A 14565-nucleotide genomic window follows, 5' to 3' on the forward strand; every position below is an offset into this window, starting at 1 on the left:
TCCGTACGCCTATCTAAAGGATGTTCTCACGCGTCTACCGACGCAGCGGGCGAGTGAAATCGAGCAGCTGCTTCCGCATAAGTGGCAGCCGGTTTAATCACGCAAGACGTGTTGCCCGGACGCATACTTTCAGCGCAGGTCAGCTATAAATCATTTGGATCATCTCACCCCGCTCGTTTTCTCACAAAAAAATATATGGGTACTCAGCCAATACTTTCGTCTATTTGACATGTCAATTGACTATCGTGGACAAACACTCCAGCTTTGATCTGGACAATTCAACGCTACACCGGCGAGCTTAGTTACACGGCATCCGAACACGCTTAAAGTTGGCGTTACTCTTATTTAAGCCAATAAATTCAATATGTTATGGTGATCCCTCTCCTATTGGGCCTGTTACCTAGCTTTTCAGGGCGGACCTCCCAGCGCCCTTGCTACTGGGCACCTTCAGCGAAAGATGGTTCTCCTGCAGCTTAAAAGAACTGATCTGGGCCGCGTAATGCATGCATGAAGCGACGGGGTAGGAAATCCGAGCGATCGAGTTAGCTATAGTCTTTCCTACGAAATTTGACACCCATTACCATGGTTGACGCCATGCAGGTGTTCACTATCAACGACAGATACAGCCACCTTTACCGAAGCTGTAACGATGGCCTTTTTTCTTCAAAATCCTTTCAATTTCAATGATTGAAATTTCAATAACTTCCAATTCCTCCCTCTAACTCGATCCCGCGGGTTTCATGCCCCGTACCACCTCAATACTCCCAGGGGCCCCGCCAGTTTTTGGCACCAGGGCTAGCTTCCGTCGCCGAAAATTCGAATAGCTGCATGCCACTCTGTAACGACTGCGAGACCGTGGGTTGAATAGAGGGTGCGCCTTAATGGCATTTCCCAATTCCCCAGCTACTCTCCAAGCCGCCAGGTGCAGAACGCTTGCCTCGCAGCAGACGTGCGCTGACTTTCTGCGTTACACGCAGGGGCAGCGTTACATCGGATGTACGCTAGACCTCTAAACTGTGTAACGGGCCTAAAATCCAATGAAAACAGGCGTTTAGCGATAGGCGTTACACGAGTAACACGCGTTACACCGGTTTTAGAGGGGCTGTGTAGGTGCTCTCATACTACCGTTCCAAACTGGCCCTCATGACCAGGTGAACGCTGTACCGCTGTTGGTCGGTTAAAAATAAAAATGACGCAGCCAAGGAGACAGTCAATGCCAAGATTTATCATCAACAAGAACGCCCAGGCGAATGGTGATCATGAAGTCCATGATGCGACCAACGGATGCCGGTTCATGCCTTCCCTTGAAAACCAGGTCGAAGTTGGCACCTATCCCACTTGTCATGGCGCCGTAGCCGCAGCTAAACAAAAATGGTCGGATAGCCGGATTAACGGCTGCTACTACTGTTCCAACCAGTGCCACACCAGCTAATAACCCAAAATAGATGGCAGCATTGCATAGGGCATTAATGGGCCAGGCGAGCTGGCCGTGTATGCCCACATGTATGCCTAACCGAAAACCTGTCTGCTAGCCCCAGCAAATACTGGGACTTCATAGCCCAGTTCAAACGACGCCGGGGCACCATATAGCTATTAGACCTGTCTCCGACAGTCTACGAAACACCCCAAGAAGCCCGCCTAGTGCGGGCTTTCTTGTTCCTAACGGTTTACCACTGCCCTTCCCCCCGCAAGTCCCCCCTGTCACACCTTTGAATCACACGCCTTAACGTCCTCATAAACACAACCCCAAGCCCAGCAAAATCCCTCCCCCCACATACAGTCTGGCATCCAACCAGAACACTGACATACGATACCCCCCTAACCCCCGGAGACTCACGGATGAGCACCACCACCTCTCAATCGCTCTCCCTCTCATTACGCTCCTACTCTGGTCAGGTCGAGCTTCACCAGCACGACTTCCATCAAATCGTGCTCCCTCAATCCGGGTCGATGGAGATTGAGGTCGACGGGCGAGGTGGCAAGGTCGATGCGAGTCAGGGGGTGGTGATTTCTGCTGGGGCTCGGCATACGTTCCTGGCCAATACCCATAACCGTTTCCTGGTGCTGGACGTCTCGACCGAGCGTGGCGAGGCGCAGAAGGGTAAGGTTGCGTCATTTGACCCACTCAACGACAAGCGCTTTTTTGCGGTCAGGCCCGATATACGGCATTTGCTCGATTATGCCAGTTGCAACGGGCCACAGTTGGTCGGGTCGCTCGCGATGGCGGAGTCCTGGAGTCGGTTGTTGTTGTGTTCGTTATTGCAGCCCGAGGTTGCGCGGAGCGATCCCGGTCAGTTCATTCTCGCTCGTGCGTTGGCCTACATCGAGAAGCACTTGGGCAGCGCCCTGACGGTGCATGATATTGCGCGTCATGCGGGCACCAGTGAGCGGCGCTTGTATGTGCTATTCGCGCAGCACCTGAACACCACGCCGTTCTCGCATATCGCGAACTTGCGCCTGAATCTGGCCATTGACCTGCTGCGCCAAACGTCTATGTCGATCATTGATATTGCGCATCGCGCCGGGTACGCCGACCAAAGTGCGTTAACCCATGCCCTGAAGAAAGCCCGCCATCTGACGCCGGCCGTGGTGCGTAAACAAGGGCGCGCTCTCTGAAAAAACAGCAGTCCCGAACAATTCTTTGGCGGGCCTGATCAATACTCGCTCTCCCGACCTTTCTATTGTTCCCGCTTGAGGATTATCCGCAGACGGGGCTTGCATGAGCACTTCCAACCCATCCATCACCCTTGCCAAGGGCGCAGCCAGTGCGACGCTGATCGGGGTGATTGCCGTATTTTTGTGGGCGTGCCTGGCGCTTTTGACCACCTTGACCGCCGGCATCCCGGCCTTTCAGTTACTGGCTTTGAGCTTCGCGGTCGCGTTTGTGGCCAGCCTATGCGTGCTGGGGATGCGTGGCGCAGCAGGGTTCAGCAGTTGGCGTCAGCCCTGGCCTGTGTGGGCCACGGGTTTTGCCGGGATCTTTGTCTATCACGCGTTGTATTTCTTTGCGTTGAAGGCCGCGCCTGCGGCTGAAGCCAGCCTGATTGCCTACCTGTGGCCACTGCTGATCGTGCTGCTGTCGAGCTTTGCCACCGGCGAGTCGCTGCGCAAGCGCCAGCTGCTGGGCGCCTTGCTCGGCCTGGCGGGGACGGCCTTCATCATGCAGCTGCGGGCCCGGAGTGACAGCGCGTCGATGCCGGTGGTCGGTTACGCCGCAGCCTTTGCGTGTGCCTGGGTCTGGGCGATGTATTCGGTGTTCAACCGGCGGTTCAGCCATGTTCCGAGCAGCATCATCGGGGGGATCTGCGGGCTGGTGGCAGTGGCCGGCGGGCTCTGCCACCTGGCTTTGGAAACCACGGTGCGGCCTGGGCCGGGCCAGTGGGCCGCAATCATTGCCCTGGGGCTGGGCCCAGTGGGCCTGGCTTTTTTTGCCTGGGACCACGCGACCAAGCACGCAAACCTATCGATGCTGGGCGCCCTGTCTTATCTGGCGCCGCTGTTTTCCACGCTGCTGCTGATTGCCGTGGGGCAAAGCGATGCCAAGCCGATCCTGATGATTCCCGCGGTGTTGATCATTACGGGGGCGGTCATCGCCACTTCACGCTCACGCACGACCTCAGGGTGATCTCGACGGGTAAGGAGACAGGGAAATGAACTTGATAGCTTCGCAGGGAACCATGAGGATCAAGAGCGACGGGCCGAGCTTTTCAGTCGCGCCCACGCGGCCCTTACTCAGTCATCTGGGAAAGCCATCGTTGCTGAACAGCCGAACCGGCATCCGCCGTCGCGCCCATGGCGAGGCACCAGCACGGCATTCAGGTTACCGGCGGGTTCATGCTGGGGTTCGTCAATCCCCCCGGCGGACCTGGGCAAAAGCCTTTTGTAGAGAGCCTGGAGCTGATCGACCGCACCATCGACTACGCGGTCAACCTCATGGGCGCCGGCATGGCTTACGCCAACCCGTTTATCGTCACGCCGATTCCCGGGACGTCGATGTGGGAATACCAGCAGCAGTATGTAGTGCGTCACTACGACAACGGTTGGTCCCATGAAAAAGCCACGATGGCGACCGATCAATGGAGCGCGGAGGACATCGAGAAAGCACGCATGGAGTTGCTGGTTCGGGCCAACGGCGCTGATCGTGTCCGGGAGATGGTGCGTCGCGGTACTTGGCCTGTGGATGCGTGATTGAAGGCCGCCGTCTGCGAAGACTATTAGCTTCATACCGACAATCTTGCCCCCACCCCCTCCTCAGTCTGGCTTGGGGAGTCAGGAGTGGGGGCACAGCCCACGCTTCAGACCCGAGCAGGCGACACAATGATCTTCACATTGTGTTCCTTGTTTTTAACCAGTTCCTCGAAACCCGCCCCCACGATCTGTTCCAGCTGTATGCGCCCCGTCACCAGCGGCGTGATATCCAGCCGTCCATCGGCAATGAACGCGATCACGTCGGCGAATTCGCCGTTATAGGCCAGCGCGCCCAGTACCTGTTTCTCGGTGGCCACCAGTTCGAAGAAATTGAATTCGCTGGGTTCTTCGAAGATGCCCACCAGCACGCATTTGCCGGCTTTGCGGATCAGGTCGATGGCGAGTTTGGCGGTGTGTTTGTTGCCGATGCATTCGAAGCTGACATCCGCGCCGAGCCCGCCGGTGAGGCGGCGTACTTCGGCCAGGGCGTCGCATTGGTTGGGATCGAGTACGTGGGTCGCGCCCACTTCCTTGGCTTTGGCCTTACGGGCTCCGGACATTTCCAGGGCGATCACTTGGGCCGCGCCTGCCGCCTTGGCGCACATGATGGTGCACAGGCCGATGGTGCCGGCGCCGACCACTACAACGTTTTGCCCCAGCAGGCTGCCGGCTTTTTTCACGGCGTGCATGCCCACCGCGAGGGGCTCGATCAGTGCACCGGCTTCGGCGGGAAAGTTGGCGGGCAGCTTGTACAGCAGGTTGGCGGGTACGTTGACGAGTTCGGCGAAGGCGCCGTTGTTCATCAGCCCGGTGAACGCCAGGTTTTCACAGATGTTGTACAGGCCGTGGGTGCAGTAGTAGCAGGTGCCGCAATGTTGGCAGGCATCGGCCGCCACCGGTTCGCCGACGCTGAAGCCTTGCACGCCGGCGCCGAGTTCGACGATTTCGCCACAGAACTCGTGACCGAGGATGCACTGGCCCTTGATGCCGGTCAGTGGGTGCGGCGCATCGACCGGGATAAACACCGGCCCGGCCATGTACTCATGCAGATCGGAGCCGCAAATGCCGCACCATTGCACGCGGATCTGCACCCAGCCGGCGGGCGGCGCATCGGGCAGGGGAACATCTTCGACGCGAATATCGTGACGGCCGTGCCAAACAGCGGCACGCATGCTGCGTTGCGGATTGATCGTTAGGGTCATGGCAAGGCTCCTTGAAACGGCAGTGAGTGACAAACCCCGCGGGGGGTTGCGAGGGCCAGAGCAAGGCCGGTGCCAGCTGCGCGAAAATCCTCGCACAGGCGTTTTTTAGAGCGATCCGTGGCACAACCCACGCTGGCCGCAATCACCGTCGAATGAGACGCCCTGAATCAGACCTCTGAGAAAGCGCTGAGCGATTGAGACGCTCCGTCTCAGCGCTGCGTGCCTGTATGACGTTTTGTCGGGCCATCTGTATCTAACGCGCCGCCTTCGGCCGCCCTACTATCGTGCGCATCCCGCCACCCGCGACCGCGCGCCCACGGCTGGCATTACCTACAGGAGTTACCCCATGCCCGAACTGTCGAGCCTGCTGGCGTTTGGTCTGATTTGCCTCGGGATGGTGCTGACGCCCGGCCCGAACATGATCTATCTGATCTCCCGCTCGATCTGCCAAGGGCGGGTCGCGGGCTTGATTTCCCTGGGCGGCGTGGCGTTGGGTTTTGTGGTTTATATGCTCTGCGCGGCGCTGGGTATTACCGCTCTGCTGATGGCGGTGCCCTTTGCGTATGACGCGCTCAAGCTCGGCGGCGCGTTGTATTTGCTGTACCTGGCCTGGCAAGCGGTGAAGCCCGGTGGGCGGTCGGCGTTTCAGTTGCGCGATCTGCCTCAGGACGGACCGCGCAGGTTGTTTATGATGGGCTTTGTCACCAACCTACTGAACCCGAAAGTTGCAGTGATATACCTGTCGTTGCTGCCCCAATTCATCGTGCCCGATGGCCACGGCAGTGTGCTGGCGCAGTCCCTCGTGCTGGGGTTTACCCAGATCATGATCAGTGTGAGCGTTAACGCGTTGATCGCCCTGTCGGCGGGCTCCATCGCCTCGTTTCTGGCGGCCAAACCGCTATGGCAGTTGGTACAGCGCTGGTTGATGGGGACGGTGCTGGCAGGGCTGGCCGTGCGCATGGCGCTGGAAGGGCGGCGCTGAGGGCACAGCGTAAAAAAGCCCCAGGTTGAGAGACCTGGGGCTTTTTTCGTGAGCCTGGTTTCAGCGCGGCTGCAGCGCCTCCAATCGCGCCGGCAGATCTTCCTGGGGAAAGCGCTGGTGCAGCGCCAGCAGTTTTTCATCCGCCGCTCGGGTTTGGCCTGCTGCGCGCAGGTTCACAATTTCCTGCAACCCCTCCTCCAGGCTCGGCAACCCCGGCGGCGCGCGCTTGCTCAAGGGTTTTGCCGCTGGCGCCTGGGCCAGCGAGCCGGTGATTTCGGCCTGGGCACTCTCGGCCTTGGGTGCGACAGCCATACGCGCCATCGGCGCAGGGGCGGGTGCCGGCGGTGGAGCTTGGTCGTGGAGCGCGGAGAAGGTCGCGGTGGACACTTCGGGCTGCGGCACCGGCGAGCGCATGACCACGCCGACCATGAGCGCGACGCCGGCGACGGTGGCGAACGCCATTTGCCAGCGTGGGCGTTGGCAGGCGTGCAGCCAGCGTTGCCAAAAGCTCGGTTGCGGCACCGGGGCTTCGCGGCGGGCGGCGTTGAGGATGAAGGCATCGAGAGACGCGGGCGGCTCGCCGGTGCTGTGTTGACGAAAATGCTGGATCAAATCGTCGTCAGGGGTATGTCGGGAGTCAGTCATACAGGTACCTCCTCGGCCAGCAGACGACGCAATTTCTGCTGGGCGTAGCGCAAGCGGCTTTTTACGGTTTCCAGCGGGGTCTGGGTGAGCGCGGCGATTTGCGGTACCTCAAGGTCGCCATGCAAACGCAGCAGGAACACTTCACGCTGGTCTTCGGGCAAGTCTTGCAGGGCCGCGTCGAGGCGCGCCTGGTCGCGGCTCAGGCTCAATTGCTGCTCAGGGCCTGCGCTGTGGTCGGGCTGGGCGTGCAGGTGCTCGTCGTAGCTGTCGTGCAATGGGTTGTGGATGCCGTGCTTGCGCCAGTGGTCGATCAAGCGATTGCGGGCAATCTGAAACAGCCATGTGCGAAAGCTCGCCCGGCCTTGTGGCTGACTGGCGCTGCGGATCAGGCTGAGCCAGGTCTCCTGATAAATTTCCTCGGCCAGTTCGGCCTTGTTGCTCAGGGACACGAGGAAACGATACAGACCTTGGCGATGCCGCGCGTACAAGACTTCGAACGCAGCGGCATCACCGGTCCGGTAACGGGCCAGCAATGCTTCGTCGCTGGAGGGGTCATCTGGAACAGCCATGTAGGGGGCGAACTCCTTTTGTAAAGTTAACGCGGGTCAAATGTGGGAGTGCGCTTGCTCCCGATCGCGGTCTATCAGTAACAGCTATGTTGTGTTCGAGATCAGGGCTTGAGGCTTTGGGCCAACTCCACCAGTTGCACGAACTCGTTGCGCAGGCCGAACGGGTCGTCGCCCCGCGCCGAGCGGGCCAGTGCGGCGGTGTCTTTCAACGTCATGCTGCCAGTGTAGCGGCCATCGCCCTTGAGTTGCTGGGCGAACGCAGCCACTGCCGCCGCAAAGCGCAAATCGTCGCTGGCCTCGGTGGTTTGGCCAGTGATTGGCCGTTCGATCAAGCGGCTATCGCCACCTGCGGCAGGCTTGTAGCGCACGCGCAGCATGGCCAGCTCCTCGGACTGCCCCTCGGCCACAGGCGCGCCAGCATAGCGCAGCGGCTCCAGCCAACCCTTCTGCCCCTTGGGCACAATTTCGTACAGCGCGGTAACGGTATGGCCGGCGCCGATCTCACCGGCGTCCACCTTGTCGTTATTGAAATCCTCACGCTTGAGGGCGCGGTTTTCGTAGCCGAGCAGGCGATATTCACTGACCCGCGCCGGGTTGAATTCCACCTGCAATTTCACATCCCGCGCCACCACGGCCAGGGTCGAGCTGAGCTGGTCCACCAGCACTTTGCGTGCTTCGCGCAAGGTGTCGATATAGGCGTAGTTACCGTCGCCGGCGTCGGCCAGTTGCTCCATCAGGTGCTCGTTGTAGTTGTCCACGCCAAAGCCCAGGGTGGTGAGGGACACGCCGCTCTTACGCTGCTGCGCCGCCATCTGCTTGAGGCTGTCGAAGTCACTGACGCCGACGTTGAAGTCGCCGTCAGTGGCCAGCAGGATGCGGTTGATGCCGTTGTCGATAAAGCCTTCGCGGGCCATCTGGTAAGCCAGTTCGATACCCGACGCCCCCGCCGTGGCACCACCGGCGGTGAGCTGGTCGATGGCGTTGCGGATCGCGGCCTTGTCGCGCCCGGACGTGGGCTTGAGCACCACACGGGAGTCGCCGGCGTAGACCACCAGCGACACGCGGTCCTGCTCGCGCAATTGATCCACCAATAACTTCAGGGTGCTTTGCACCAGCGGCAAACCTTCGCGACGGTCCATGGAGCCGGACACATCCACCAGAAATACCAGGTTGGCCGGCGCCAGCTGCGCCACGGCGCGGTCGGATGCCTTGATGCCGATACGCAGTAATTGGGTGTGGGGGTTCCAGGGTGTAGGGGCGACTTCGGTGGTCACGCCGAAGGGTGAGCCATCGGTGGGCAGTGCGTAGTGGTAGGGGAAGTAATTGACCATTTCCTCCAGTCGTACGGCGCCTTCGGGCGGCAGGCTGCCTTGATTGAGGAAGCGTCGTACGTTGGCGTAGCTGCCGGTGTCGACATCGACACTGAAAGTGGACACCGGCGTTTCAGCCACGCGGTGCACCGGGTTATCCGGCAGATTGGCGTATTGCTCACGGGGCTCGCTGCGGTAGTCCATCGTCCTCGATTCCTGCATCGCCAGGCCTGTAGACATCGGCGCGGGGATCGGCATGGGTTTGCTCAGGGCACCTTGCACAGTGTCGGCCTCAAGCCGGGAGATCGGGCCCGTGTCGGCCGGTGGCGCCACATCGTGGGAGGACGACGCCCCACACCCGGCCAGCGCCAGCGTCAGGGTAACGGCGAAGCCTTGGGCAGCAGGACGTAGCCAGAGCAGAGAGTGAGACATGGGCTGAACCTCGTGAATGAATGATGCGTTCACAAGGTCAGACGCAAGGTGCGGGGGATTCGGGTTAATACCGATTTAGAAAACATCTCAATCGGTGTGGGAAGGAGCTTGCTCCCGATGGCAGCGTGTCAGCCACTGCCTCTAGTGACTGATACATCGCGATCGGGGCATGGGTGTCTCCTTAAGGCTTTGGTGAGCAGGCTTGTCGAATCGTCGCGCCGTCCGCGTTGGGGGGCGACGCGGTCCCACATAAGGCTATCGCGCTCAAGCAGACAAACCTCGTCGCCAGGTTTGGGGCCGCTTCGCGCCCCAGCGCGGGGCAAGCCCGCTCACCACAGCAAGCCCGCTCACTACAGCGGGCCCGGTTCTACAGTAGCGCGATGGTGTTTCAGAGCCGGATTGTCAGTCCGTGCCGTACTTGGGATTACGCGGGCCGTACAGAATCCCCGCCCGTTGCCCCGGCGACAGCAAGCGTGCGCTGGTGATGCCGGCAATCGGGTGCGCGGCGTCGGTGGAGCTGTTGATTACCTGCTTGACCGCCGCGGTGATCAGCATGCCGATCAGACCACCGCTGTTGTTGTTGCCTTCTTCGCTGGAAGCGCGTGCGGTGCCGGTCCACAGGGTGGTGCCGGTGCGCAGGTCTACCAGTTTGGCCGAGGCGGTCACCGCTGTATCGCTGGAGATCAGCATGTACTTGGTGCCGTACTCGGTGACGGTGATGTACAACGCCGCGTCCGCGCCGAAGATGTCATGCAGCTTGGTCGGCGGTACGGCCTGGATATCGTTGGCAGTGGTCAGGCCGTTCTGGCGGAAGGTTTCGTCCACCAGGGCAATCGGCAGCACGTAGTAGCCGGCTTCGGCCAGCGGGTACGTCACCTGCGACACCAGGCTGTAGGACGCCTGTACTTCCGGCGATTCATTGAGCGGCGGCAGCACCAGGATCGACTTGGGCCGCGCCTGTTTATACGCCGTGTAATCGATGGTCTTGGGGGCCGCGCAACCGCCGAGCAAGGCCAGGGCCAGCAGGGCGCCGGTGAGTTTTAACAGGCTCATTTAGTCGCGACTCCGGTCTTGGCGTTTTTCAGCAGAAAGTCCATGTAGGCGGCGGATTCGGGGAACAGCGCCTTCTCGGTGCGAAACTCCTGCACCATCTGGTCATCCTTGCCCATGCTCAGGTACAGCATGCCCAGGTGGGCGTGGTAACCCGGTGGCGCCTTGCGACCACTGGCGTTGATCTTCTGCAGATCACGCTCCAGCGCTTCGACCTGCGCTTCCTTGGGCTCGCCCTTGAAGTATTCGTAAACTTGCGGCTGGTAGCTTTCCCATTGATACAGGGGCTGGGGCGCCGTCTGGCACCCTGCGACCGTTGCGATTGCTGCCAGCATCAGCGCTGACTTAACTGCCTTGCTCATCCGTGTACTGCTCCTTGAGGTGCTGCTGATCAGTTGCGCGGGTTCCAGGCGCCGGCGTTGATGCCGTCGACCAGGCGATTGATCGCTTCGCGCATGGCCAGGTCCAGGACCTTGCCATTGAGGGTGGAGTCGTAGCTGGCGGTGCCGCCGAAGCCGACCACTTCACGGTTGGACAGTGCGTACTCACCGGCGCCCTGGGTGGAATACACCACTTCGGAGGTGTTGATGTTGACGATATTCAACGCGACTTTGGCGTAGGCCACTTGGGTCTTGCCACGGCCGAGGATGCCGAACAGCTGGCGGTCGCCGGTTTCTTTGCGGCCGAACTCGGTTACATCGCCGGTCACTACATAGTCCGCGCCCTTAAGCTTCTGCACGGTGCCTTTGATTTTGGCCTCCTGGGAAATTTCGCCCATGTTGTCGCGGTCCAGCACGCTGAAGCGGTTGGTCTGCTGCAAGTGGGTGATCAGGATGGTCTTGGCCTGGCCGCCGAGACGGTCGACGCCATCGGAGAAGATGCCGCGCATGTAGCTGGAGCGGTTGTCGAACTTGCCCACGGCAATCGGCACACGCACGCCGGAATAGGCGACGTTGGCGCTGGCGACTTGCTCTACCGGCATCGCGCGATTGCTTTCGGTGGCGCAGCCGGCCACGGTCAGCAGCGCTGCGGCGGTGAGGCCGGACAGCAGGGTTTTGCAGAGTGTTTTCACGGAATGCTCCTGGGGTGATAAATCGGTAATGGCAACGTCAGCGAGACGGGATGTCGAGCAGATCATCAACGATGTCGCGACTCAGGACGCCGGTATAAAACCGCTCGACGCTTGAGTTGCCGGAGTTGGTGAGGATGCCGCCCATGGTCTTCCATTTTTGCGCCTCCCCCATCACACCGGCGGGTACGAGGTTCTCGCGGGTCTTGGCGAAGTGCAGGACTTCGCTACCCGCCTTCTTGACCTTGACCTGATAGCTGAAATCCACGCTGGCCAAAATGGTGTTGTCATCGACGATCAATGTCGACAGGCCGCCTTTGGAGTCCGGTATATGGCGTGTGTAGACGATGCTGACATCCAACAGGTAATCGGCTTTGTCCTTGCTGGGAGCATAACGTTTGGCACTGAGCAACCGATCGACCAGGTCGACGCCCAGTTGCTGGCGCACTTTGTCATCGGGCAGGAAGCGTTCGTTCTTGCCCACCACCTCCACATCGAAGGTGTCGAGCCAATACGTGGCGGTTTTGGGAATGGTCACCGGCGCCGGCGAGATGTAGTAATCCGGCTTGGAGGCGCAGCCCGCCAGGAGGCAGACGGCGAGGAACACGGCAAATGCGCGCATGTCTGAATTCGTCCCTGAAAAGTATCGTGCTTTAAACAGTGGCGGCATTTTACGGAGTTGAGAGGGGTTCTCAAGGTGTTTCGTCGGGCGATGTGCGTTAATGCACACGCCTCAAGTTTTGCTTAAAGGCGTCGAGACACTGACTCGGCTTATTTACTTATAGGGAAATTGCGTGCTTAAAACCCTCCTTCGGGCTACGGCCCTGCTTGCCGCGCTGTCGATGACCGGCTGCGTGTCCTACACCGTCACAGGCCCTATCGCCACCCCGCTCCACCCGGTATCTGTCAGCAGCCCGCGCAGCGCGCAAATCGCCGATGTGACGGTGAGCGCCGCCGACGTCAACGAGGCCAACAAAGCGGCGATCAGCAGCTCCCTGACGGCCCAGATCACTCAGTACGTGCGCACCGCCGGTTACTTCAAGCAAGTCACCGAATACCCCGTGCGCCTGGGCGAGCAGGACGTCACGCTCAAATTCAACATGACGTCCCTCAAGGGCCATCGCGCACCGCACCCGGCCTACGTGCCTGGCGCGCTGCTGACCCTGACCATCTGGATCTGGGTCAACGGCCCGATCTACGTGGACAGCTTCGACGTGGCCGGCGACCTGGTGATCGTCGACCGCAACGGCAAGGAACTGGCCAAGGCCACAGACTCGATCAAGTTCGAACACAACGTCGGCTTGTACAGCGGCCAATATTGGGCGCCTTCGATGGGCGGCCAACAGCTGACCAAACTGGTCGGGCAACTGCTCGACACCGCCACCGCCAACCTGGCCAAACCGTAATTTCAAGGAGCACCGCGTGAAAGGATTGATCAAACACAGCCTGGTACTGGCCGCTGTCCTGCTGACCGGCTGCGTGTCTTACTCGCAACACGAATTGCCCGCCGTACAAACCTGGCCACCGACCGCCAACGCGCCGGCGCAAAAGCCCACGGCGTACGTGCACACCACGGCGCAGAACCACGTCAACGGCGGCCCGGGCAACGCCGCAGTCGGCGCTCCCGTGGTGCTGTGGGAAAAAGCCGTGGCCGATACGTATCGTGCGTCCAACCGGTTTTCCCGAGTGAGCACCGACAAGGTCGACTCAGATATCTACGTGGATGCCACGCTGCATAACAACGAAGAGTACAGCACGGTGTCGGCGTTCATCACCGGCTTCACGTTCTTTATCATCCCAAGCACGGCGAAGAACATCTTCACCCTGGAAACGGTGTTCAAGGACAAGGAAGGCAAGGAACTGGGCCGCGTCAAAAAAAGCGAATCGGTGCGCACCTGGATGCACCTGGTGCTGATCGTCGGCATCCCGTTCCAGGCGGACACGCGGGAAGTGGTTGAAGCGCTGACGCGCAGCACGCTGGATGAGGCGGTGCAGCGTAAGTTGCTGTAACGCGGACCAAAGGTGGGAGCGGGTTTGACCTGCTCACCACTGCAAGCCGCAAAGTCATCGGGCATGAGAAGAGGCTTGAAGCACAGTGATCTGACCCCGATGTTCATCGGACCGGCACTTCGCACGCACCGGACGGTTCCGGCAATGCAATCACCGCCATCAGTCCACTGCCGAGCGCACCGATCAAAAACGCAGCCATCAGAGGTAAGCCGTTGCTTATAAACCAGACAACCTCGCTGTCACGCATCACCAAATAGGTCAACAGCGCCAGCCATACAAACGCAACCGTGCCACCGCTCAGCGCAATAGTTTTATAAGCGCTACGGCCCTTCCTGAATCTGCGCAGGGTCACGAACAACGCAAAACCCAGCGCTGGCAGCAGATAAATCAATTGCGCCATTACTGGTGTGGAAATAAACACAGCCCACAGCTCCAGCCCGTGCACCTCGCCAAGTGTGCGTGGGTTAGCGAACAGCCGCGCCACCATTGCGACAAATATCACGGGGCCGGCTACCAAACCGACCGCAAAGGGCATAAACCAGAAAGCAAAAAACACTTTCAGATGAGGGTACTTCCCAGTGTTCATAGGTTGATCACTTGAACTTGGCATGGGTGATTTGCTGAGCGCGATTGCGAGTGTTCGCCGAGACTCTCCAAGCGTGCTACTCCAGTTTCAAGGGGTTTGTGTCTGTATTGAATACGAACGGGCGCAAATTTGCTCCCAACCTTTCTCAATGGTACCGGTGTATTTACCGCACGATGCGCCCTTTAATTGAGCCTCCAGAAAGTCCTGCTGCGGCTCGACCCACAGCAGGCCGATCAAATAGGCCGCGCCCGTCGCCAGCACCAGCAATGCCAAGGTCCGAGCCAGCATGAATCGTAATGTGGCGACGACGGTACGAGGCCGTTCTAACACGTACGCGAACAGCAGCCCGATACCGCCCCACACAAAACCAGCCGCTGCCGTGCCCAACCCCGCTTGACGACGGTCTAGGTAGGACCAGACCAGCGTGAAGGCAGTGGCGCTGACAAACATCACCAGCAAGCACAGCCACTGGCCAATCCGGCATCCTACGGTCGAAAAACGCGCGATTTTAAAGCTCATGGA

General features: G+C 59.9%; 18 protein-coding genes. 8 read left to right on the top strand and 10 right to left on the bottom strand.

All coding sequences use genetic code 11. The features are described 5' to 3' along the window. The 5 genes from FIV35_RS21240 to FIV35_RS21260 all read left to right on the top strand — a co-directional run. A partial coding sequence (locus tag FIV35_RS21240) for a transposase domain-containing protein (protein ID WP_146374934.1) occupies positions 1-97 on the top strand: 97 nt, incomplete at its 5' end. A 1116-nt stretch (positions 98-1213) separates the two neighbouring features. Next, positions 1214-1432: a hypothetical protein gene (locus FIV35_RS21245; protein ID WP_074909989.1), complete on the top strand. Its 219-nt coding sequence runs from the start codon at positions 1214-1216 to the stop codon at positions 1430-1432. A gap of 407 nt (positions 1433-1839) precedes the next feature. Then, positions 1840-2616, top strand: a complete 777-nt coding sequence (locus tag FIV35_RS21250; RefSeq protein WP_034136425.1) for a helix-turn-helix domain-containing protein — start codon at positions 1840-1842, stop codon at positions 2614-2616. Between the two features lie 103 nt (positions 2617-2719). Next, positions 2720-3625, top strand: a complete 906-nt coding sequence (gene yddG / locus FIV35_RS21255; protein WP_034136424.1) for an aromatic amino acid exporter YddG — start codon at positions 2720-2722, stop codon at positions 3623-3625. Between the two features lie 167 nt (positions 3626-3792). Beyond that, complete coding sequence (locus FIV35_RS21260; protein WP_034136423.1) at positions 3793-4188, top strand: hypothetical protein; 396 nt, start codon at positions 3793-3795, stop codon at positions 4186-4188. 107 nt (positions 4189-4295) lie between these two features. Here the strand turns inward: FIV35_RS21260 and FIV35_RS21265 are convergent, their stop codons facing one another. Beyond that, positions 4296-5360 carry a 2,3-butanediol dehydrogenase gene (locus FIV35_RS21265; protein ID WP_231980938.1) on the bottom strand — a complete coding sequence of 355 codons (1065 nt, stop codon included), beginning with the start codon at positions 5358-5360 and terminating at the stop codon, positions 4296-4298. 376 nt (positions 5361-5736) lie between these two features. Here FIV35_RS21265 and FIV35_RS21270 point away from each other — a divergent pair, with 376 nt between their 5' ends. Beyond that, on the top strand, positions 5737-6372 hold the full coding sequence (locus FIV35_RS21270) for a LysE family translocator (protein ID WP_034136421.1): 636 nt from the start codon (positions 5737-5739) through the stop codon (positions 6370-6372). Between the two features lie 60 nt (positions 6373-6432). Here FIV35_RS21270 and FIV35_RS21275 read toward each other — a convergent pair whose 3' ends face one another. The 7 genes from FIV35_RS21275 to FIV35_RS21305 form a co-directional block, all read right to left on the bottom strand. Further along, complete coding sequence (locus FIV35_RS21275) at positions 6433-7017, bottom strand: hypothetical protein (RefSeq protein ID WP_034136420.1); 585 nt, start codon at positions 7015-7017, stop codon at positions 6433-6435. Continuing rightward, the gene (locus FIV35_RS21280) at positions 7014-7586 is read right to left on the bottom strand and encodes an RNA polymerase sigma factor (protein ID WP_034095297.1); all 573 of its coding nucleotides are present in this window, start codon (positions 7584-7586) and stop codon (positions 7014-7016) included. The genes FIV35_RS21275 and FIV35_RS21280 overlap by 4 nt, the downstream gene beginning before the upstream one ends. 101 nt (positions 7587-7687) lie before the next feature. Beyond that, a complete protein-coding gene (locus FIV35_RS21285) occupies positions 7688-9328 on the bottom strand; it encodes a vWA domain-containing protein (protein ID WP_034136419.1) in 1641 nt (546 codons plus the stop codon). Between the two features lie 402 nt (positions 9329-9730). Continuing rightward, positions 9731-10381, bottom strand: coding sequence for a DUF799 domain-containing protein (locus FIV35_RS21290; protein ID WP_034136418.1), 651 nt, complete (start codon positions 10379-10381; stop codon positions 9731-9733). Beyond that, a complete protein-coding gene (locus tag FIV35_RS21295) occupies positions 10378-10740 on the bottom strand; it encodes a DUF4810 domain-containing protein (RefSeq protein WP_034095294.1) in 363 nt (120 codons plus the stop codon). The genes FIV35_RS21290 and FIV35_RS21295 overlap by 4 nt, the downstream gene beginning before the upstream one ends. A gap of 29 nt (positions 10741-10769) precedes the next feature. Further along, positions 10770-11516 (bottom strand): CsgG/HfaB family protein, encoded by a 747-nt coding sequence (locus FIV35_RS21300; RefSeq protein WP_371263973.1) that lies wholly within the window; start codon positions 11514-11516, stop codon positions 10770-10772. Continuing rightward, a complete protein-coding gene (locus FIV35_RS21305) occupies positions 11488-12069 on the bottom strand; it encodes a hypothetical protein (protein ID WP_034112920.1) in 582 nt (193 codons plus the stop codon). Before FIV35_RS21305 ends, FIV35_RS21300 begins: the two co-directional genes overlap by 29 nt. A gap of 172 nt (positions 12070-12241) precedes the next feature. Here FIV35_RS21305 and FIV35_RS21310 point away from each other — a divergent pair, with 172 nt between their 5' ends. Both FIV35_RS21310 and FIV35_RS21315 read left to right on the top strand, forming a co-directional pair. Further along, the gene (locus FIV35_RS21310; protein ID WP_034095291.1) at positions 12242-12853 is read left to right on the top strand and encodes a hypothetical protein; all 612 of its coding nucleotides are present in this window, start codon (positions 12242-12244) and stop codon (positions 12851-12853) included. A 16-nt stretch (positions 12854-12869) separates the two neighbouring features. Then, entirely contained in the window at positions 12870-13457 is a 588-nt protein-coding gene (locus tag FIV35_RS21315) for a lipoprotein (protein WP_034095290.1), read from the top strand. 103 nt (positions 13458-13560) lie between these two features. Here the strand turns inward: FIV35_RS21315 and FIV35_RS21320 are convergent, their stop codons facing one another. Then, complete coding sequence (locus tag FIV35_RS21320; protein ID WP_052198893.1) at positions 13561-14043, bottom strand: hypothetical protein; 483 nt, start codon at positions 14041-14043, stop codon at positions 13561-13563. A gap of 87 nt (positions 14044-14130) precedes the next feature. After that, positions 14131-14562 carry a hypothetical protein gene (locus FIV35_RS21325; RefSeq protein ID WP_034136416.1) on the bottom strand — a complete coding sequence of 144 codons (432 nt, stop codon included), beginning with the start codon at positions 14560-14562 and terminating at the stop codon, positions 14131-14133. Positions 14563-14565: the final 3 nt, after the last annotated feature.

It is taken from the genome of Pseudomonas rhodesiae (genome assembly GCF_007858255.1).
Classification (GTDB): domain Bacteria; phylum Pseudomonadota; class Gammaproteobacteria; order Pseudomonadales; family Pseudomonadaceae; genus Aquipseudomonas; species Aquipseudomonas rhodesiae.

Coding starts and splice junctions, on each gene's coding strand:
- FIV35_RS21245 (WP_074909989.1), top strand. CDS start 1,214: ATGCCAAGATTTATCATCAACAAGAACGCCCAGGCGAATGGTGATCAT.
- FIV35_RS21250 (WP_034136425.1), top strand. CDS start 1,840: ATGAGCACCACCACCTCTCAATCGCTCTCCCTCTCATTACGCTCCTAC.
- yddG (WP_034136424.1), top strand. CDS start 2,720: ATGAGCACTTCCAACCCATCCATCACCCTTGCCAAGGGCGCAGCCAGT.
- FIV35_RS21260 (WP_034136423.1), top strand. CDS start 3,793: ATGGCGAGGCACCAGCACGGCATTCAGGTTACCGGCGGGTTCATGCTG.
- FIV35_RS21265 (WP_231980938.1), bottom strand. CDS start 5,360: ATGCGTGCCGCTGTTTGGCACGGCCGTCACGATATTCGCGTCGAAGAT.
- FIV35_RS21270 (WP_034136421.1), top strand. CDS start 5,737: ATGCCCGAACTGTCGAGCCTGCTGGCGTTTGGTCTGATTTGCCTCGGG.
- FIV35_RS21275 (WP_034136420.1), bottom strand. CDS start 7,017: ATGACTGACTCCCGACATACCCCTGACGACGATTTGATCCAGCATTTT.
- FIV35_RS21280 (WP_034095297.1), bottom strand. CDS start 7,586: ATGGCTGTTCCAGATGACCCCTCCAGCGACGAAGCATTGCTGGCCCGT.
- FIV35_RS21285 (WP_034136419.1), bottom strand. CDS start 9,328: ATGTCTCACTCTCTGCTCTGGCTACGTCCTGCTGCCCAAGGCTTCGCC.
- FIV35_RS21290 (WP_034136418.1), bottom strand. CDS start 10,381: ATGAGCCTGTTAAAACTCACCGGCGCCCTGCTGGCCCTGGCCTTGCTC.
- FIV35_RS21295 (WP_034095294.1), bottom strand. CDS start 10,740: ATGAGCAAGGCAGTTAAGTCAGCGCTGATGCTGGCAGCAATCGCAACG.
- FIV35_RS21300 (WP_371263973.1), bottom strand. CDS start 11,516: ATGATCTGCTCGACATCCCGTCTCGCTGACGTTGCCATTACCGATTTA.
- FIV35_RS21305 (WP_034112920.1), bottom strand. CDS start 12,069: ATGCGCGCATTTGCCGTGTTCCTCGCCGTCTGCCTCCTGGCGGGCTGC.
- FIV35_RS21320 (WP_052198893.1), bottom strand. CDS start 14,043: ATGAACACTGGGAAGTACCCTCATCTGAAAGTGTTTTTTGCTTTCTGG.
- FIV35_RS21325 (WP_034136416.1), bottom strand. CDS start 14,562: ATGAGCTTTAAAATCGCGCGTTTTTCGACCGTAGGATGCCGGATTGGC.